This window comes from Caldisericum insulae (genome assembly GCF_047785965.1).
Classification (GTDB): Bacteria; Caldisericota; Caldisericia; order Caldisericales; family Caldisericaceae; genus Caldisericum; species Caldisericum exile_A.
The window spans coordinates 92,743-110,824 of sequence record NZ_JBLOBF010000002.1 but is presented as its reverse complement, the minus strand read 5'-3'; the positions used below and the strand labels follow the sequence as shown (position 1 = coordinate 110,824).

General features: G+C 33.5%; 20 protein-coding genes and 1 tRNA gene. 6 read left to right on the top strand and 15 right to left on the bottom strand.

Annotated elements, in window-relative coordinates; translation table 11 throughout:
• Positions 1 to 27: 27 nt before the first annotated feature.
• Genes ACMV0E_RS02450 through coaD form a run of 3 tightly spaced genes read right to left on the bottom strand, consistent with a single transcriptional unit; the run spans position 28 to position 1,378 of the window.
• Positions 28 to 450 carry a YceD family protein gene (locus ACMV0E_RS02450; protein WP_416084791.1) on the bottom strand — a complete coding sequence of 141 codons (423 nt, stop codon included), beginning with the start codon at positions 448 to 450 and terminating at the stop codon, positions 28 to 30.
• Positions 431 to 892 carry an SPFH domain-containing protein gene (locus ACMV0E_RS02445; protein WP_416084790.1) on the bottom strand — a complete coding sequence of 154 codons (462 nt, stop codon included), beginning with the start codon at positions 890 to 892 and terminating at the stop codon, positions 431 to 433. The genes ACMV0E_RS02450 and ACMV0E_RS02445 overlap by 20 nt, the downstream gene beginning before the upstream one ends.
• 3 nt (positions 893 to 895) lie before the next feature.
• The gene (gene coaD / locus ACMV0E_RS02440; RefSeq protein ID WP_416084789.1) at positions 896 to 1,378 is read right to left on the bottom strand and encodes a pantetheine-phosphate adenylyltransferase; all 483 of its coding nucleotides are present in this window, start codon (positions 1,376 to 1,378) and stop codon (positions 896 to 898) included.
• Positions 1,379 to 1,441: 63 nt separating this feature from the next.
• Here coaD and ACMV0E_RS02435 point away from each other — a divergent pair, with 63 nt between their 5' ends.
• Positions 1,442 to 2,128, top strand: a complete 687-nt coding sequence (locus tag ACMV0E_RS02435; protein WP_416084788.1) for a PASTA domain-containing protein — start codon at positions 1,442 to 1,444, stop codon at positions 2,126 to 2,128.
• On the top strand, positions 2,125 to 2,775 hold the full coding sequence (gene rpe, locus ACMV0E_RS02430) for a ribulose-phosphate 3-epimerase (RefSeq protein WP_416084787.1): 651 nt from the start codon (positions 2,125 to 2,127) through the stop codon (positions 2,773 to 2,775). The genes ACMV0E_RS02435 and rpe overlap by 4 nt, the downstream gene beginning before the upstream one ends.
• Positions 2,776 to 2,806: 31 nt before the next feature.
• On the opposite strand, the gene trxA is transcribed toward rpe, so the two are convergent.
• The 10 genes from trxA to ACMV0E_RS02380 form a co-directional block, all read right to left on the bottom strand.
• Positions 2,807 to 3,127, bottom strand: a complete 321-nt coding sequence (trxA, locus tag ACMV0E_RS02425; RefSeq protein ID WP_416084786.1) for a thioredoxin — start codon at positions 3,125 to 3,127, stop codon at positions 2,807 to 2,809.
• Positions 3,128 to 3,136: 9 nt separating this feature from the next.
• Positions 3,137 to 3,685, bottom strand: coding sequence for a peroxiredoxin family protein (locus ACMV0E_RS02420; protein WP_416084785.1), 549 nt, complete (start codon positions 3,683 to 3,685; stop codon positions 3,137 to 3,139).
• A 46-nt stretch (positions 3,686 to 3,731) separates the two neighbouring features.
• Positions 3,732 to 5,489 (bottom strand): transglutaminase TgpA family protein, encoded by a 1,758-nt coding sequence (locus ACMV0E_RS02415; RefSeq protein ID WP_416084784.1) that lies wholly within the window; start codon positions 5,487 to 5,489, stop codon positions 3,732 to 3,734.
• Positions 5,490 to 5,571: 82 nt separating this feature from the next.
• Complete coding sequence (locus ACMV0E_RS02410) at positions 5,572 to 6,531, bottom strand: DUF58 domain-containing protein (protein ID WP_416084783.1); 960 nt, start codon at positions 6,529 to 6,531, stop codon at positions 5,572 to 5,574.
• Positions 6,485 to 7,405, bottom strand: a complete 921-nt coding sequence (locus ACMV0E_RS02405) for an AAA family ATPase (RefSeq protein WP_416084782.1) — start codon at positions 7,403 to 7,405, stop codon at positions 6,485 to 6,487. Before ACMV0E_RS02405 ends, ACMV0E_RS02410 begins: the two co-directional genes overlap by 47 nt.
• Complete coding sequence (locus ACMV0E_RS02400) at positions 7,396 to 9,999, bottom strand: CBS domain-containing protein (RefSeq protein WP_416084781.1); 2,604 nt, start codon at positions 9,997 to 9,999, stop codon at positions 7,396 to 7,398. Before ACMV0E_RS02400 ends, ACMV0E_RS02405 begins: the two co-directional genes overlap by 10 nt.
• On the bottom strand, positions 9,999 to 11,327 hold the full coding sequence (locus ACMV0E_RS02395) for a pyrimidine-nucleoside phosphorylase (protein WP_416084780.1): 1,329 nt from the start codon (positions 11,325 to 11,327) through the stop codon (positions 9,999 to 10,001). The genes ACMV0E_RS02400 and ACMV0E_RS02395 overlap by 1 nt, the downstream gene beginning before the upstream one ends.
• Positions 11,328 to 11,331: 4 nt before the next feature.
• On the bottom strand, positions 11,332 to 12,123 hold the full coding sequence (locus tag ACMV0E_RS02390; protein ID WP_416084779.1) for a purine-nucleoside phosphorylase: 792 nt from the start codon (positions 12,121 to 12,123) through the stop codon (positions 11,332 to 11,334).
• A 10-nt stretch (positions 12,124 to 12,133) separates the two neighbouring features.
• A complete protein-coding gene (locus tag ACMV0E_RS02385; RefSeq protein ID WP_416084778.1) occupies positions 12,134 to 13,744 on the bottom strand; it encodes a DAK2 domain-containing protein in 1,611 nt (536 codons plus the stop codon).
• Positions 13,744 to 14,079, bottom strand: a complete 336-nt coding sequence (locus tag ACMV0E_RS02380) for an Asp23/Gls24 family envelope stress response protein (RefSeq protein ID WP_416084777.1) — start codon at positions 14,077 to 14,079, stop codon at positions 13,744 to 13,746. The genes ACMV0E_RS02385 and ACMV0E_RS02380 overlap by 1 nt, the downstream gene beginning before the upstream one ends.
• 148 nt (positions 14,080 to 14,227) lie before the next feature.
• Between ACMV0E_RS02380 and rpmB the strand changes: the two genes are divergently transcribed.
• A complete protein-coding gene (gene rpmB / locus ACMV0E_RS02375; RefSeq protein WP_416084776.1) occupies positions 14,228 to 14,407 on the top strand; it encodes a 50S ribosomal protein L28 in 180 nt (59 codons plus the stop codon).
• A gap of 7 nt (positions 14,408 to 14,414) precedes the next feature.
• Positions 14,415 to 15,452, top strand: a complete 1,038-nt coding sequence (gene mtnA / locus ACMV0E_RS02370; protein ID WP_416084775.1) for an S-methyl-5-thioribose-1-phosphate isomerase — start codon at positions 14,415 to 14,417, stop codon at positions 15,450 to 15,452.
• On the opposite strand, the gene ACMV0E_RS02365 is transcribed toward mtnA, so the two are convergent.
• Positions 15,438 to 15,863, bottom strand: coding sequence for a hypothetical protein (locus ACMV0E_RS02365; RefSeq protein WP_416084774.1), 426 nt, complete (start codon positions 15,861 to 15,863; stop codon positions 15,438 to 15,440). The genes mtnA and ACMV0E_RS02365 overlap by 15 nt on opposite strands.
• A 1-nt stretch (position 15,864) precedes the next feature.
• Positions 15,865 to 16,812: a hypothetical protein gene (locus tag ACMV0E_RS02360; protein WP_416084773.1), complete on the bottom strand. Its 948-nt coding sequence runs from the start codon at positions 16,810 to 16,812 to the stop codon at positions 15,865 to 15,867.
• Between the two features lie 54 nt (positions 16,813 to 16,866).
• On the opposite strand from ACMV0E_RS02360, the gene ACMV0E_RS02355 reads away from it, so the two are divergent.
• Both ACMV0E_RS02355 and ACMV0E_RS02350 read left to right on the top strand, forming a co-directional pair.
• Positions 16,867 to 16,956: transfer RNA gene (locus ACMV0E_RS02355), tRNA-Ser, on the top strand.
• Positions 16,957 to 16,963: 7 nt separating this feature from the next.
• Positions 16,964 to 18,079 carry an FAD-dependent monooxygenase gene (locus tag ACMV0E_RS02350; RefSeq protein ID WP_416084772.1) on the top strand — a complete coding sequence of 372 codons (1,116 nt, stop codon included), beginning with the start codon at positions 16,964 to 16,966 and terminating at the stop codon, positions 18,077 to 18,079.
• Positions 18,080 to 18,082 lie beyond the last annotated feature (3 nt).

The window sequence follows — 18,082 nt, the reverse complement described above, 5'->3', positions numbered from 1 at the left end:
AATTTGGGCTATTAGTTTTTATTATACTCAAATTTCTTCAGTTTTTGATAAACACTTAGGACATTTTGGATAAGGTGGAATAAACTCAAGGATATTATCTCTAACAATCTCAAAGGTATCAAGATAGCTAGCTTTGTAAGTAAATTCGCTTAACTCTTCTATTGGACGTTCCTCTTTTTTATTCTCGACAAGAGTTTCTGGAATATAAGTTTCATCGACTTCAATTTTTAATTTCTCATCAAATTCTTCAAGACAAACTACACAAGTTAACCTAAGTGTTGCAAAAATCTCTCCTGTAACTCGAATTTCTCTTTGACCAAGATTTTCGAAGTTGAGATGCACTTTTACAGGTCCAATTATTTTTACTGGCATCTCAATGTCAGTAAAATCTATTTCCTCAATTATTTCTAGATTTCCTTCATCAATAATTCTATCTATTTGTAATTTCATTTGAAATTTCCTCCTTGCTTTCTTTTATTGTAGAAAGCGCCTTCTCAAGAACCCCTTCTATTTTTGAAAGTACATCGTTTGCAAATTGCAAGGCGTCTTTTTTAATGTGTTCTGCCTCTGCCTTTGCGTTATTGATTATCTCTTCTTTTTCTCTTTTTGCCTCTGCAATAATGTTAGATTCACTAACTTTCTTTTTGAATTCGACTTCCGCTTCTTTCAAGATACGCTCTTTTTCTTCATAAGCATCCTGCAGAATCATATCTCTTTGTTTGGTGATATTAACTGCTTGCTTTACCTCATCTGGGAGCATCGCCTCAATTCTTATAAGTATTCCTAAAATTTCGTCTCTATCTATTGTTATGTACTTAGAGAAGGGAACTTTTTTTGCATTTTCTACAATTTTTTTAAGGTTTTCTATTTCATCAATTATACTTTTACCCATAGATCATCTCCTTAATTTTTCGCTTAATCTCTTTTGTACTTCTTTTGGGACAAACTGTGATATATCGCCACCATTGAAGGCAATTTCCTTGATAAGGCTTGAACTTATAAAGGCCGTATGTGGTGCTGCTATTATAAAAATTGTTTCAATGCCTTTTAGCATTATTGTATTTGCTTCAAACATTTCTCTTTCATATTCAAAATCTTTGTTTGAGCGAAGCCCTCGCAATACTAAGTTTATTTTATGTTCCCTGAGGTAATCCACAAGTAATTTTTCGAGTTTGTCTACCTTTACGTTTGTGATGTCAGAAACACATCTTTTTACAATGTCGACTCTTTCTTCTAAAGAAAATAGTGTATTTTTTTCGTCTCTTTTTGCAACAAGCACAATGACTTCATCAAAAATTTTACTTGCTCTTTTAATTATTTCAAGATGCCCATTTGTAAGGGGATCAAATGTCCCTGGGTATACAACAACCTTCTTCATACTTTAAGTATAGATAAAAGAAAAAATCTTGCAAATTCTTTATAAAAATCGTAAAATAATTATATGAAAAATGCAACTTTTAAGGTATTAGTTCTTTTGATTGTTGTTTTATTATTTGTAGGGTGTGGGCAATATAATGCAGAAGTTGTCAGTGTCCCAAATTTTGTTGGGATGAAAGCCTCAGAGGCGCAAAATCTTGCAAAAAATAGTGGTATTATCCTCCAAGTTGTTGCTACGCAACCAAGCGAAACTTATCCTATTGATACAATAATCTCGCAAGATCCAAACCCAGGAACGGAAGTTAAAAAAGGTGGCATTGTTAAAATTATTTTAAGCTCAGGGTTTTCAACAATTACAGTCCCAGAAGCTGTAAATAAAGATTTTAAAGACGCAAGGGAACTTATAATCAATGCAGGTCTAACTTTGGGTGAGATAAAAGAAGTTGAAGTTGATGCTCCTGTTGGAACAGTTATTGCTCAATCACCGGATCCAAACACGGTCGTACAACCAGGCACTAAAGTTGATTTAACAGTAAGTATTGGCACTTTTGTTGTTGTTCCGAATGTTATTGGAAAAAGTGTTGATGAAGCAAAGACAATTTTAGAAAATGCAGGGCTTGTGCTGTATAAAGTGGATTCATTTGATAAGCCGGTTCCAAATGCACCGCCAAAAACGGTTCTTTACCAATATCCAATGCCCAATGCAAAAGTGCAAAAAGGCACTCAGGTACTATTGAGGGTATCGAAATGAAATTTATAATCTCGCCTTCAATTATTTCAGCAGACTTTACAAGCATTAAGGAGGAATTAAAAAAGGTTGAATATTTTGGAAATAGTTTTCTTCATCTTGATATTATGGATGGTAATTTTGTTCCTAATATTACCTTTGGTCCGTTTATAGGAGAACAATTACGGAAGATAACCAATCTTCCGTTTGATACTCACCTTATGATAAACCACCCAGAGGAGTTTATAGAAAAATTTGCAATGTTTTCAGATTATATCACCTTTCATATTGAAGAAACAAGGTTTCCTTTTAGGCTTGTTAATGCTATAAAAAATTTAAACAGAAAATGTGGTATTTCACTTAATCCTTCAACACCAATTGAACAAGTGTTTGATGTTTTGCCATATGTTGATTTAGTTCTCATTATGAGCGTTGAACCAGGTTTTTCTGGGCAGAAGTTTATACGAGAAACTCTTCCAAAAATTATAAAAGTTCGAGAATTTAGGGATAAAAATAGTTTAGAACTCTTAATTTCAGTTGATGGTGGGATTAACGAAGAAACAATACCTTTAGTTCTTGAAGCAGGAGCAGATGTCCTTGTAATGGGAAACTTTTTCTTTAAGAATGATTTTGAGTTCGTAAGAAGTATTATTGAAAGATACGGAGGATAAAAAAATGGCTCCCAAATGGGAGCCTAAACATTTAATTGGGTAATAAATATCTTTTTAGTTTTTCTATTATGACTCTCTTTGGAACTGCGCCAACTATCTGATCTACCATCAAGCCGTTTACAAATATACCAAGCGTCGGAATGCTCATAATTCCATATTCAACTGCAAGATTTTGGTTTTCATCTACGTTTACTCTAACAACTTTTAATTTTCCTGCATATTCTCTTTCCAGCTCTAAAATAATGGGCTCAATCATTTTGCATGGGACACACCATTCAGCCCAAAAATCCACAAGTACAGGTATGGGAGAATTTAGAACTTCTTCCCTAAAATTTGTTTCGTTTACTTCCATCTTTTCACCTCACTCTTTAAGTAGTGAATCAATTTCTTTTGATAGAACGTCTTCCATGTTGGGATCGTATCCAATAATCATTTTAGCAATTTTTCCATTTTTATCAATAATAAAGAATCTTGGGATACTATTAACTCCATAGAGTCCTGCAACTTTGCTGTTGGGATCCGCCACAACAAGGTATTTCATTCCCTGTTCTTTGATAAATTGTTGTACTTTACTTAAATCGTCTTGATCAAGGTTAATGCCAATAACAACAACGCCTTTATCTTTATACTTTTCATAGATCGCCTCAACATGTGGAATTGTCATTCGGCACGGACCACACCATGTTGCCCAGAAATCAAGAAGCACAACTTTCCCTTTGAGGTCTGATAGTTTTACTACATTGCCGTTGTTATCTTTCCAGGAAAAATCAGGTGCAGTTTCTCTATCATTTCCTGTTTGTGCCGTTGTATTATTAGCATTTGCTGTGTTGTTTGTACTTGTTTGAGAGCAGCCGGTAAGAAGCCCTGCAACAAGTAAAATTACTGCTATAAAAACGATTATTTTCTTCATCTCTTCACCTTCCTTGTAGGAATTATAATTGAAAAAGGTGAATCTGTCAATGATCTTTTTTGACTTTCATTTCTTTAATCTCTTTATTGATCTTATCTTTTAAATCGTATTTCTTACCAAACCTGTATTCGTAGTATAAATTAAGTAGTTTGCCAAATTCTTTATCTTTTCCTTTTCGTTTTGCAAATTCTAAGATTGTCTCTGTTTTAGTTCTGTCGTTTCCTAACAAATTTATTATTTTCCTTGTTATGGTATCAATTTGTTCAACTCTTCTTGTTCTTAGGAATAAGAAGGTTATTAAAAGTAGCAGGGGGCCAAATATTAAGACATAATAAGTTTTTTGTCTTAAAATCTCGATTAAGTTAATGGTAGTTTTTCCAAAGTTCGTAAAGGTACTCTGCACACTTGAAAAAAGTTGCAATTGAGAATCAACGCTATATGTTACAAAGTTTTTATACCAGAACATTCTTATTGAATCTATAAATAAACTTAGTTTATTAGCTTCTATTTGTGAAGGAGGGGTTGGATCAACTCTTATCCAAGAGTTGTTTAAATAAACTTCAGCCCATGTATGTGCATCTTTTGCCCTTACAATGTAATATTTAAGAGCGTCATTCCATTCCGTTGTAACAAAGCCAGAGACAAGACGCACTGGGATATTTGAGGCTCTTCCAAGTATCACGAATGCTGTTGCAAAATGTTCACAATAACCACTTGAATGGTTCAAAATAAAATCATCGATGTTTTTTGCAGTTGGATTCAAGGAATATTCATTATTCGTCCGTAGATAATTAATAATTAAATTAATTTTCTCGGTTTGATTATGGGTGTTTTGAGTTATCGATTTAGCGAGTTCTATTATCTGTGGATTTATACCCCTTATATCGAGATACCTTTTTAAATCATCTTTTGACAGTATCTCTTTTGGTGGTGAGTTCTCAAAAAATGAGTCATACTTTACTGTTCTGAAAAATGGTGCATCAAAGAATAGATTTTTATTGTCATCCATATACAGGAAATTGAAGTTCCCAAATATTCCTGCTGGATAATCAACTTGAAAAACTACATTTGTATTATTTGGGTCAAGGTAAATTGTAGCCTTGTTCACAGCCCTTTTAAGGAAAATGCCAAAAAGGTCGGGATAAGCTTTTTCTTTTGGCTCAATTTTGTACCATTTGCCATTTAAGAATGTTGCGTATCTCAATCCTGATATGTAAAGAGGTGCGTTCTGCTTCTCCTTTTCAACTCTCATAACAATTGTGTAGTCAAGCGTAATTGGGTTTGAGTCTATTGAAACTTCTTCAGAGAAATTTGAAGTTGCTCTTGCACCAATCGGATTTCCATGAATTACACCAAGTGTAAAACGCGGAAGTATGAAGAAAAGAAGGAATGAAAATAAAATCGATACACCAATAAAAGTAATTATATCATTCCACTCTGGCAAAGATTTTCCTAAAGGCAATGAGTTTTTAAAATGTGTTTGTGTAAGAAAGAGAAAAGACGATACAAGAAATAAAATAGAAATAAAGCCGAACCCAAATGATATTGTTCCGATTGATGAAAGAAGTGAGAGCATTAGTCCTACTACAAAGATTTCAAAATAGTCTCTTGAATCGCTTGAGATTGCAAATTTAGCACTCATTGAGGTTACAAGTAGAGATGACACAACTATAAAAAGATCACTACGAATAGAAAGAAGAGTAAGGAACACAAGAAGAGGGAATATTTCGAATCCTTTTTTAAAGTCTTTTGGTATCTGTGTTTTCTTTAAAGCACATGCAAGAATAGGAAATACAATAAGCAAAATGAGAGCATTGTATATAAGCACAACAAAAGCGATAGAAGAAATTGAAAATAATAAGAAAAAAATACACAGGCTATCAAATTTAGATAAATTCGATATTTTCATGTGTAATTCCTTTTGTTTTTGTAATTGGTTCGTTATCTTCAAGGTTTACTTCCGATAAATATCGCATTATTTTTAAGTAATCTTCATAACTTGCGCATTTTAGTTTGATTTTGTGGCTTATAAACATAAAATTTATACGATCGTGAAATAGTTTGTATGTTAAAGATGCGGTTTTCTTCACGGCAATTTCAAAATGGTCTTCATCAAACATTTTCTTGGAGTTGTTGAATATAACAACAAAATCTGTTCCTTCTGAATTTGCAAGTGTGATTACCTTTTCTTCACCTAACTTAGCAGAGATTTTCCAGGAAATCTTTCTTGCATCCAATCCTTCTTTATAATCATCAATTGAGTAAAAATCTCCGTCATTGTCCTGTTTTAGCGTGTTTGATTGGAACGAATTTTTTTGTGTTATAAATACATTCCTTATTTCTGGAAATACATAGAATGTTTCATTTATTATTCTTTCTTTTTCTCTTGTAAAGAAACCAAAAGGATACGAAGAACTTATTGAAACCTTTTTTATTTCATATCTTCCTCGTCTAACAAAAGTAAAATTCTCATTTTTCTTTGCCTGTTTTTCTAACAAGTCAAAATGAAATACTTTTCCCAAAAGTTCAACTTCAATTACAAATTTTTTTCTTTTCTCGAGATTGACGAGGAAAACCGAAATAAAAGTTTCTTTGTTTGCATAAATTTCTTGAGGAAATTCAACTTTAATTTCTATATTAAAGAGATTCTTTACTGCAAGATAGGATGAAACTCCCATTAAAGACAGTGCAATTGCAAAAATAAGATAAATCATGTTATTACCGGAATTAAAAGCTGCAAATCCAAGGATTATTAGTACCAATATGTAAAATGTCCCTTGCCTTGTTATTTTTATTTTGCTATATGGGAACTTGTGTTTCGAAAACAATGTTCTCAATAATTTCATCTTTAAACTTCTCTTCATATTCATTAAATATAAGTCTATGCTTAAGGACAGGTTTTGCAAGTTTTTTAACATCTTCAGGAATTACAAAATTTCTATTCATAATTTTTGCATAAGCTTTAACTGCTTTCACAAAATCTATTGCACCTCTTGTACTCAATCCAAGTTTTATAAATTTAGATGTGCGAGTTTTTTTGACAATTTCGTAAAGGTAATTTAAAACACTTCCTTCTATAAATACTTCTTTTGCTTCATTAATTATTTGAGTTAGTTCATTTAGATGTAAAACTGTGCCTAAATCTTTTGCTTCAAGTTTGTTTCCATTTTGTAAAATTTTTATTTCGGTTCCTGGTTCAGGATAACCTACCTCAAGAGAAATCATGAATCTATCAAGTTCGCTTTCGGGTAATGGATAAGTACCGGCAAACTCAACTGGGTTTTCCGTTGCAATAACCATAAAAGGATTCGGAAGTAGGTATCTTTTGTTTTCTACTGAAACTGTTCTTTCACTCATACCTTCAAGTAAAGCAGATTGAGTTTTTGGTGGTGCTCTGTTTATTTCATCTCCAATAACAATATTTGCAAAAATAGGGCCTTTTCTAAATTCAAATGTATTAGTCTCTTTATTAAAAATTGTAATTCCTATAATATCTGTTGGCAAAAGATCTGCTGTAAATTGTATTCTTGATGTTTGAGCATCGATTGACCTTGCAATTGATTCTCCAAGAGTAGTCTTACCTACCCCTGGTATATCAATGTAAATAAGATGGCCTTCTGCAATAAGTGGCACGAGTGACAGAAGAATTGTTTCTCTTTTTCCCAAAATAACTTTTTCAACGTTTTCAACTATCTTTTTTATCCTTGGATCTACTTCCATTCAAATTCCTCCTTGTGGTCTAAAAGGTACTTAATTTCGTCATTTTTGTTCTTTATTTCTCCTTTTAATCTTAATATGGTTAGTAAATCAAAGATTTTTCTATATTGCGGTCCTTCTTTTAATCCGAGTTCTTTCAAATCGGAGCCTTTGAGTTCATTTTTTATGAATCTCAGTTTTTCAAGATAATCTTTCAAAAATTTCTTAATTATCCCTTTTGCTTTATAGTAGTATGCTTGAACATAAATTAATTCAAGCCTGTTTAGTTTAAGGACAACAGAAGCTAAATCCTCTTTCTTAAAGATTCTTCTAATATTTTTAAAAGTCTCCATTGCTTCTTTCATTTTGAGAATCTCATTCTTTTTGATACCGAATATTCTATTTACTTCTTCCTCATTTATATTTCCCTTTGAAAGGTATGTGAGGAATATGAAAGCATAAAGCCTTTTTATAGCATTTTTTTCGATTTTGTAGAATAATTTTATTGCGTTGATTGTTGATTTTGTAATGTTGTTAATTCTGAACAATTCTTTTATAATCCCATAGTTTGTAAATAGTTGAATAACTCTATCTATTTCGTCCTTTACGATCAGCTCTCTAAGTTCTTCCTGAACTCTCTCTGATTTGCTTGAGAATAGGGCCCCAATTTCAACTGCTTTTTTAAGAAGAATTTCTGTTTCTTTTGATAACTTAAATCCAAGTTCGATCATATATTTTATTGCTCTAAAAATTCTTGAAGGATCTTCAATGAAGGATAGTGGTTTTAAAACTCTTATAATGCCTTTAAGAAGATCGTCGTATCCGTTAAAATAATCAAAGAGTATACCAAAGTTTTTCTCTCTGATGTCAACTGCCATTGCATTAATAGTAAAGTCCCTTCTTGCAAGATCCTCCTTTAAGGTAGCCTTCTCAATAACTGGCACAAGAGATTTATCTATGTAGTATTCTCTCCTTGCTGTAACAAAATCAAAATTGACGTTGTTGAAAATAAAGTGAACTGTTTGAGTTTCCTCAAATATCTCTATGGTGCCATTAAATTTTTCCTTCAGCTTTTTTCCGAGACTTACTGCATCGCTTGTGACAAAATCAAAATCAACCATTTTTTTACCAAGAAGTGCATCTCTTACAGCGCCACCAACAAGGTAAATTTCTATGTTTAGACTGCTTGCAATCTTCCCAAATTCTTTTAGGAGCTTTAGTGTTTCTTTGCTCGTTGCGTTTTCGATTACTTTTGCGATATATTTTTTGTCTGGAACTTGTGAAGTTTTAATACTTCTTGGTATTTCTTTCATCATATCTTCAAATTTATACGCTTTGAGAAGATCACTTCTTGAGATTATTCCTACAATTCGTCCGTTGTGTTCTACAAGTACTCGTCCGACATCTTCGTTTACCATTTTATCTTCAATATCTCTAAGATTATCAAATGCTTTAACCAAGACTATCTTTGGGGAGAAAAATTGTTTTACGGAACTATTTCTCTTTCCAAAAAGATATGCCTTTTCAACATTTTTCTTCTCTATAATACCTATTATTTCTCCATTTTCTTCGACTGGTAAACCAGAATAACCCATCTTTACCATTATTTCAAGGGCGTCTTTTATTGTTGCATTTGAACGGATTGTCTTAACTGGCGAACTCATTATGTCTCTTGCTTTTAATGAGTAGAAATTTGCAAGGTTAACAGCTTCGAGTATCTTTTCTGTAACCTTGTCAATTGACTCACCCTTTAATATACCCGAAACTGCTGTTGGATGTCCTCCGCCATTAAAGGTATCTGCGATCTCTGTCAAGTTGAAAGATTCATTTACGCTTCTTCCAATTATATGTACAGTGTCTAAAATTTTAACAAGAACGAAGATAACATCAAGGTCAATCATTTCAAGAATTTTATGAGCAAGGATTGATACTCCAGGTATATATTTTTCTAAGTCTGCATAAGTTATCCCAATTTTGTGTCCATTTAAGTTGTATTCTTTGAGTTTTTCAAGGAGAGTTTTCAGAAGATTCAACTGTTCCTCTTGAAGAAATGGTGAAGTAAATCTGTGGATGAGTTTCATATCGACTCCAAAAGAAAAGAGGGATTCGAGCGCCTTGAAGTCATCGCTTGTAACGGATGGAAATGATAGTGAGCCTGTATCTTCGTAAATCCCTAATGCGAGTATTGTTGCTTCTATTGGAGTAAGGCGGACTTTTTTTAACCTGAGAAGATTCACAAGAATAGTCGTATTTGCTCCAACGTTTTTATTGATTACAATTGCGTTTTCTATATCTGTTTCGCCTGGATGATGATCAATAACAACAATTTGGACATTCTCCTTTTTGAGGAGTTCGACACCGTTTCCGATTCTGTTTTTCAATCTTGTATCTACAACAATGATCCTTGATATGTTTTCAAAAAAATCTTTTGGAAGGTCTCTCATTTTCTTGAAATTGAGAATATCGGAAAATAGGGAGATTATTTTTTGAGCATTAATATCTGTTGAACCAGGATGAATTACAACTGATCCTGGATATAGCTTTGAGGCTGCAAATGCAGATGCGATTGCGTCAAAATCTGCTCCTGCATGGGTTAAAATTACAGTATTATTGCTCATTAAAATAGTTTATCAATACCTTCGTCTGATACTCTGTAATAAATAAGTGGAGGTGGTTTAATAGGTGTGTCTTTTACTTCGATAAGGGAATTAAATCTGCTTAATGCTTCTTCTAGTTTTGCTTCATTATTTGAAAGAATCGTTCCTATTACTTGTCCTTTTTCAATGTAGTCTCCCAATTTAACAGGAAACCATATACCACATGATAGGTCTATTACGTCTTCTTTCTTTTCTCTTCCTGCACCTAAAAATTGTGCAAGCCTTCCTAAACCTTTTGTATCAATTTTTGAAACATAACCTGTTTTTTCTGAAATTATGTCCTTTTTGAACTTTGCCTGTGGGAGAAGGCTAAAGTCGTTTATAACTTCCTTGTTTCCTCCTTGTGCCTCAATAATTTCTGATAGTTTTTGAAGAGCTTTTCCACTTGTTATTGTCTCTCTTATAAGTTCTTTACCTAAAGTTATTTCAGAGACTTTTCCACCCAATACAAGCATTTCGCTTCCAAGAGTTTCTATTACTTCAAACAATCTTTTACTTCCTTTTCCTTTAAGGATACTTATTGCCTCTTCTACTTCAATGGAGTTTCCTATGGCATCTCCAAGCGGTTCGTTCATATCGGTAATATACGCAACTGTTCTTCTTCCCAAAGAATTTCCGATTCTAACCATTGCTTCGGCAAGTTTGAGTGCGTCATCGAGGTCTTCCATGAATGCTCCATTACCAACTTTAACATCAAGTACTATTGCATCTGTTCCAGATGCAATTTTCTTACTCATTATGCTTGATGCGATAAGGGGGATGCTATCAACAGTTCCTGTGACATCCCTTAGTGCATAGATCTTTTTATCTGCAGGAACCAATTCTCCACTTTGAGAGATAATTGCACCACCTACACGGTTTACGATGTTTATAAATTCTTCAATTGGAACTTCTACTCGAAATCCTGGGATAGATTCAAGTTTATCTATCGTTCCGCCTGTATGACCTAAACCTCTTCCCGACATTTTTGCAACAGGAACACCCAATGATGCAACAATTGGGACAAGCGGTATTGTAACTGTATCTGCTACACCACCGGAACTGTGTTTATCAACCTTGGTACCATTGATTTTTGATAGGTCTATAGTTTTTCCACTGTGAATCATTACATCAGTTAGACTCGAAAGTTCTTTCTCATCCATTCCTCTGAACCAAACGGCCATAAGAAACGCAGCCATTTGATAATCCGGTACAGTGCCATCAACATAACCCATTACAATTTCTTTTATTTCGTTATCTTCAAGGTGTTTTCCATATTTCTTTTTTTCAATGATTTCAACAATACTCATTTTTTTAAACCTCCTCAAGAAACTCACTTAAAATTAGGGAGATTTTTTCACCACATTCTTTTGCTATCTGAATGACTTTCTCGTGCTGTACTTTCCCTTCTTCAAATGCATTATCGGTAATGCAAGAAAGTCCAACAACTTTCATTCCATAAAAGCGCGCCATTATTACTTCTGGTACGGTTGACATTCCTACAGCATCTATTCCAAGACGTTCCATCAAAAGTAATTCTGCAATTGTTTCAAAGCTTGGCCCCATAACTGCACAATAAACGCCTTCCTTGATAGGTATGTTGTGCTTGTATGCAATTGTTTTTATTATCCTTCTATATTCTTCGTCATACACATTTGTCATGTTTACAAATTTTTCATTGCCTGGTTCTCCTCTTAGAGGATTATCAGCAAATATAAAGTTAACATGGTCTCTTATAAGCATTAGATCTCCCGCTTTAAGTGTTGGGTTTACAGCGCCTGAGGCGTTTGATACAATAAGATTTTTAATTGATAGTGCATTTGCAGTTCTTACTGTCATTGTGACTTCCTTCATTGAATAGCCTTCGTAGTAATGGAATCTTCCGTTGAAAAATACGACATTATGTTTCCCTAATTTTGCAAATACAAGTTCAGATGCGTGCCCTATTACCGTTGAGATTGGGAAGTTTGGTATTTCTTTGTAGGGCACTTTTTCATAGATTTCTGCCTTCTCAAGCATACTTCCAAGTCCTGTCCCTGTGATTATTGCAAAGTCAGGGTTGTATTTTTCTTTAAATCTTTCAAAAAATTTGTTAAGTTCTTCCATCTTCTTCCTCCTATTCGATTGAAGCTAAATAATAATAAAAGGGTTGTCCACCATAAACAAGGTCAAACTCAAACTCAGGAAAAGTTTCCTGAAGCTTTGAAAGGAGAACTTTTGCATTGTTTTCGTCGGTATCCTTGCCATAATAAATTGAGATAAACTCGGAGCCTTCAATTTTATCTTTCACATCATTCAGTAATTTAATAAAAGTTTCTTCAGGATTTTTGCCTGTTGTTGTGAGATTATCATCAAAAAATCCAATTATATCGTTTTCCTTTATTTGAAGTCCATTAAAGCTTGTGTCTCTTACCGAATAAGTGATTTCTACAACATGTATATGGTTTAAAACTTCATTTGCTATCTTTAAGTTCTCTTCAATTGTACCTTCCGAATTGAAAGAGAGTATTATGGGAACTCCCTGTGCGGGATTTTTTGTAGGTACTACTTCAACTTTTTTGTTTGTTGATAGTTTTTTTGCTTCTTGTGCAGCAAGTATAACGTTGGGATTATTTGGAAGGACAAAAACCGTATCTTTTGAGCATTCGTTAACTGCATTAAGAATGTCCTGAATAGATGGATTCATTGTTTGTCCGCCTTCAACAACTTTTTCTACACCAAGGCTCTCAAATAGTTTTTTAAATCCTTCGCCCTGTGCGATTGACACGATGGAAAATGAAAATCTACTTTCAACTTTCTTTGTTTTTTCTTCTTTTATTTGAGCGAAGGCGTCAGTTTGAATTTGCATATTTTCAATATGAGCCTCTTTTATGTCACCCTTGTCAAGAACATATGCAATTACCTTGTATGGTTCATTTGAATGAATATGAATTTTAGTAAGGTCTTCTGCATCCGCGACTACTATGCTATCCCCAAATTGTTCGAGGTCTTTTCTTATTAAGTCTCTTGGATAATTGCCAAGATAACAGAGAAGCACAGTATCAAACTTATATTCAAGCGATTCTGAAGCAACGTGTGCTTCGCTTATCATTTCTTCAATTCCTTTTGATTTGGTTAACTCACCCTTAAGCGCTTTATATCCGCCTTCAAATATATAAATTAGTCCTTGGCCGCCTGCATCTATGACACCTGCCTCTTTAAGAACAGGAAGCATCTCTGGGGTTCTCTTAAGTGTTCTTTTACCTTCTTCAATAATATAAGAGAGAAGATTGAGTATATCGTCTTTGTTTGCGAATTCAATAGAGGCCTGTGCCATTGTTCTTATTATTGTGAGTATTGTGCCTTCAACGGGTTTTATTACTGCTTGATAAGCAACTTTTGTTGCGTTTTGTAGAGCCCTTGAAAAAAGGAATCCGTCGATATACTCCACATTGTCTACTGGTTCAAAAAATCCTTTGAGTATCTGTGAGAGAATTACTCCTGAGTTTCCTCTTCCACCGATTAGTGCACCTTCGCATAGAGCTTTTCCAAAATCCCTGATATTTTTAGGATTTTTCTTATCAACATTTTCTAACGCAGTTTTAAGTGTAAGGTACATGTTAGTGCCTGTATCACCATCTGGAACAGGAAATACATTTAGTTTGTTTACTTCTTCTCTTTTCTCTCCAAGGTATTGGAGAGAACCCCTAAAAAAGTTATCGAGGTCATTAAGCATTATATATTTCATTATTCTTCTCCTTTAATTCCCCTTATTATTACATCAACATCTACGTTTTTAATTTTTGTCAGTTGCTTTACTTTATAGGATACTTGTGAAATTATTGTATTTGCGATTTCTAATACATTTGCGCCGCCTTGGAGTATTACATATAATGTGATCTTAACGGTATCATTGTCTTTAATGTCAACATCTACTCCTGCTTCATATTCTTCAATTTTAAGAGTTCTGAGTAGTTTATCGTAAAATGTTTTAGGTGCAAGGCCAACAACACCATAGCATTCTATTGTTGCATATGCTGCTATTTTTTTAATTGCATTTTCGCTTATTATTATCTTCGCCATTTTAACCTCCAAAGTTTTATAAATTATAACATAATTGGGGATTTTTGAAAATTTTTGTCTATTTTCTAATCTACTTGCAAATATTAACAAAATCTATAAAATATATAGGTAATTTTTGAAAAATATTTACAAAGTTTGGAGGTAAGATATGGCAAATAGATGTGAAATTTGTGGAAAGGGTCCGATAACGGGTAATAGAGTAAGCCACTCTAACAGAAAAACTAAGAGAAGATTTCTTCCAAATCTTCATAAGGCAAAAGTTATGATAAATGGTGAGATAAAAGTTTTAAGAGTTTGTTCGGATTGTCTCAATAAATACAAAATATAGTTAAGCTATGGAGATCCGTTCTCTTTATTTTGATGGAAGTATTCTTCACATTTTAGATCAGAGGTATCTTCCTTTTGAAGTTATTGACGTGGAGTGCAGAAGTGCTTCTGATGTATGGGAAGCAATTAATAAGATGAAGATTAGAGGTGCACCTGCAATTGGTGTTGCTGCCGCATATGGGATGTATCTCGGTCTTAGGGATTTTGAAGGAACTAAGGAAGAATTCATTAAGAAAGTAACAGAGTTAAAAAGTTATCTTGATAGTGCAAGACCTACAGCGGTGAACCTTGCATGGGCTACTAAAAGAATTCTTGATAGAATCCTTTTAAACAAGGAAAAAAGTGTTGAGGAACTGAAAGAAATTGTCCTTGAGGAAGCAAAGAATATAGAAAAAGAAGATGTAGAAAGGAACTTTAAAATTGGTGAATATGGTTCTGAGCTATTCTCTGATAATGATACCATAATGACAATATGCAATACAGGTGAATTGGCTACAGTAAAACATGGAACTGCATTCTCCGTAATTAAAAGAGCTTTTGAGAAGTATAAAAATATTTCTGTAATTGCTCTTGAAACTCGTCCATATTTGCAAGGTGCTCGCCTTACAGCATTTGAGTTAAAAGAGGCAGGCATTCCATTTAAGCTTATAACCGACAACATGGCAGCGTTTATCATGCAAAAAGGGCTTGTCACAGGAATAATTACAGGTGCAGACAGAATTGCATCAAATGGTGATACCGCAAATAAGGTTGGTACATATATGCTCGCAGTTTTGGCACACTTCCATAAAATTCCTTTCTACGTTGCGGCACCTCTTTCAACAATTGATCTCAATATAGAAAGTGGTAAAGAGATTCCAATTGAAGAGAGAAATCCTGACGAAGTAACTCACTGCATGGAAAAGAGAGTTGCTCCTCTTGGTGTGGAAGTGTATAATTTTTCCTTTGATATCACTCCTCATGAGTTAATTACAGGCATAATTACAGATAAAGGTGTAGCATACCCACCTTTCAAGAAAACTATCAAGAAGTTATTCGAATCTTAAAGAAGCTTTTACTGCTTCTATATCACTTGCAATGAGGGTTTTAAAACCCTCATTTTTTGCTTTATATGCTATCAAGGCTGTATAAATTGGTATGAATTCTCTTCTTCCATCAAAATGCTCTAAAATGTATTCTTCTTCTATAATAAGGGTTGATCCTGTTTTCCCATCAAGAAAATCTTTGACATTAGTAATTTCTTTTAAATCCCCATCTTTCAAAATTGGGATATCAATTTCTTTTTTTAATTCCTCTATAAAATTGAGATCAGATTCATTTTTTATACCCTTAACATATATCCCATTTGCGCCAAATTCTGAAAGTCTATAAGAAAAAACCCTGTAGTTCTCTTGATTTACTTCTTCATTGTTTGAAATTCTTAACTTGTTTAAGTCAAGCAATCCCAATATTTCCATATTATGCCTCCTTTACAAGTTCTAATATCTTATTAAATAGAAATCTTCTATACGCTATTATAAGAAAGTGGTCGCTCAAAAGGTTTATGAGTTCAGAAGTTGTAATTGCTCTTTTCAGCGCAAGTGTAGATTCCTTTGGAAAAATTTCATCAAAAATAGCACGAACAATTATAACTTTTCTCCCATTAATTAGAGGCGCAAAGGTTAGGGGATCAAATAAAAAGCATCCCTTTTTAAACTCTATTTTATCAATATCATTAGTAGTTTTTATTTTCTTAAGAATTTCCCAATAATCCTTATGGAGTTCTTTACATTTTTCGTAAGTGCAACCGTATGTTTCATAATCTGTTTCTGTTTCATACTTTTTTCGTATGATTTGAGTTGCAAGACTTTTCCAAGTGATATATTCGAAATCGCCACCCGTTGCAACAAGCATTCCATTTCTAATTCTTTTTTCAATTCCCATTAAAATTGTGCCAATCATTCCTCCAAAACTAAATCCAGCAAGGGTATAACCATTTTTCGCTAATCCTTTTCTGTCAAGGTAGTTTAAATTTATCCTTATATCTACAATTGCCTGTCTGTAGTTTCTGATCGAAGCTTCTATATCATCAGCAAGGAACTTCTCACCATCTTTATATCCCGTGATCTTCCTTTCATTATGGAATGGAAGTATAGGCATAATAAGTGGAATTCCAATTTTTGCAAATCTATGTCCAAAGTATTCAAGGTGTCTTTTATTTCTTTTCCCCATCCCATGTAGTAATATGACAACTCTGTCGAAGAAGCTACTCATGGGAAGAAAAAGATATGCAATGTTTGTATCGTTTTCTTTAAAGTTTGAGGCGAGAATACTATTGGATATGATCCTTATAATTTTGTAGTTATTAAATGTTTTGTAATTTTCCTCTTTAAATTCAACTTTTGCTTGAGGGATATCGTAAATCACAAAATATTATACCAGAGATTTGATAAAAAGATCACTTCTTATATAATATCTTCTGGAGAGGTGGCTGAGTGGTTGAAAGCGCCTGACTCGAAATCAGGTAGAAGGGCAACCTTCTCGTGGGTTCAAATCCCACCCTCTCCGCCAGGGAAATATGGAAAAGCATGATGTAATAATAATTGGTGGTGGTCCTGCTGGTGCAACACTTGCCCATTTTCTGGGTAATTATAATATTGAAACGCTTGTTATTGAGAGAGGCGAACATTTTAGGGACAAAACCTGTGCAGGAGGACTTCCAAAGGGAATTTTTGACATTTTGCCAGAAGGTGTTAAAACTAATTTCCCATATACCTCTTATAACTTATTCAATGTCTTTTATAAAAGAAAACTTGTTGCATCAGCAAAATTTGATGAGCCTTTTGCGTACGGAGTTATGCGTAGCCAGTTTGATGAAAGCCTGCGTAGAGGTATTAATATCCATTACAACGAAAGATTTATTTCGTTTGAGGAAAGCAAGAATAACATTATTGTAAAAACTGACAAAAATATTTATGAAACTAAACTCCTTGTAGGTGCAGATGGTATTGGAAGTATTGTTTCAGTTCTTTCAGGTCTTAACAAAAAATCAAAAATAGTAATTGCAGAAGAAAAGGAGATTCCGAAAATCGATTATGGGGAAAGTTTAAACGTGTTTTTAGGAGATGTTTCCCTTGGTTATGGATGGAGATTTGATAAAAATAATGTTACATCTGTTGGTGCAGGATCCTTAAAGAAGTATTATAAAAGAGGCTTGTCAAATCTTGTAGATAAAACAGCCGCGCAGATAAAAGTATATCCCATTTCTCTGTGGGATAAGGATTTAAATATCTTCAAAGGAAGAGTTGTCCTTGTTGGCGAGGCTGGTTCCATTGTTGATCCATTCAACGCAGCGGGTATTTATCATTCCATTTATTCTTCAAAACTACTTGCAGAGTCAATTAAGGAAAATTTCGATAAAGGAAGCTTTTCTTTCGCAAATTATGTTGAAAAATTAAATGCAACTATCTTTGAGGAATTTAAATATGCGTTAATCCTTTCAAGCGTATTCTATCCAATGCTTTCGCTATTAAAAAGTATTATTTTTAAACCGCATATTCTCGAATTTGTTGTAAATTCTCAAAATGAAACAGGATATTTATCTTATAAATCTGTGTTTGAAAGATTCTCAAAATCGAAGCATATTGAGGTAAAAATTGCAATGTTAATTTTGAAATTACTTAAAATAATTTAGGAG

Excerpts from the sequence above, each read along its gene's own strand:
- ACMV0E_RS02450 (WP_416084791.1), bottom strand. The coding sequence starts at position 450 with ATGAAATTACAAATAGATAGAATTATTGATGAAGGAAATCTAGAAATA.
- ACMV0E_RS02445 (WP_416084790.1), bottom strand. The coding sequence starts at position 892 with ATGGGTAAAAGTATAATTGATGAAATAGAAAACCTTAAAAAAATTGTA.
- coaD (WP_416084789.1), bottom strand. The coding sequence starts at position 1,378 with ATGAAGAAGGTTGTTGTATACCCAGGGACATTTGATCCCCTTACAAAT.
- ACMV0E_RS02435 (WP_416084788.1), top strand. The coding sequence starts at position 1,442 with ATGAAAAATGCAACTTTTAAGGTATTAGTTCTTTTGATTGTTGTTTTA.
- rpe (WP_416084787.1), top strand. The coding sequence starts at position 2,125 with ATGAAATTTATAATCTCGCCTTCAATTATTTCAGCAGACTTTACAAGC.
- trxA (WP_416084786.1), bottom strand. The coding sequence starts at position 3,127 with ATGGAAGTAAACGAAACAAATTTTAGGGAAGAAGTTCTAAATTCTCCC.
- ACMV0E_RS02420 (WP_416084785.1), bottom strand. The coding sequence starts at position 3,685 with ATGAAGAAAATAATCGTTTTTATAGCAGTAATTTTACTTGTTGCAGGG.
- ACMV0E_RS02410 (WP_416084783.1), bottom strand. The coding sequence starts at position 6,531 with ATGAAATTATTGAGAACATTGTTTTCGAAACACAAGTTCCCATATAGC.
- ACMV0E_RS02405 (WP_416084782.1), bottom strand. The coding sequence starts at position 7,405 with ATGGAAGTAGATCCAAGGATAAAAAAGATAGTTGAAAACGTTGAAAAA.
- ACMV0E_RS02400 (WP_416084781.1), bottom strand. The coding sequence starts at position 9,999 with ATGAGCAATAATACTGTAATTTTAACCCATGCAGGAGCAGATTTTGAC.
- ACMV0E_RS02395 (WP_416084780.1), bottom strand. The coding sequence starts at position 11,327 with ATGAGTATTGTTGAAATCATTGAAAAAAAGAAATATGGAAAACACCTT.
- ACMV0E_RS02390 (WP_416084779.1), bottom strand. The coding sequence starts at position 12,123 with ATGGAAGAACTTAACAAATTTTTTGAAAGATTTAAAGAAAAATACAAC.
- ACMV0E_RS02385 (WP_416084778.1), bottom strand. The coding sequence starts at position 13,744 with ATGAAATATATAATGCTTAATGACCTCGATAACTTTTTTAGGGGTTCT.
- ACMV0E_RS02380 (WP_416084777.1), bottom strand. The coding sequence starts at position 14,079 with ATGGCGAAGATAATAATAAGCGAAAATGCAATTAAAAAAATAGCAGCA.
- rpmB (WP_416084776.1), top strand. The coding sequence starts at position 14,228 with ATGGCAAATAGATGTGAAATTTGTGGAAAGGGTCCGATAACGGGTAAT.
- mtnA (WP_416084775.1), top strand. The coding sequence starts at position 14,415 with ATGGAGATCCGTTCTCTTTATTTTGATGGAAGTATTCTTCACATTTTA.
- ACMV0E_RS02365 (WP_416084774.1), bottom strand. The coding sequence starts at position 15,863 with ATGGAAATATTGGGATTGCTTGACTTAAACAAGTTAAGAATTTCAAAC.
- ACMV0E_RS02350 (WP_416084772.1), top strand. The coding sequence starts at position 16,964 with ATGGAAAAGCATGATGTAATAATAATTGGTGGTGGTCCTGCTGGTGCA.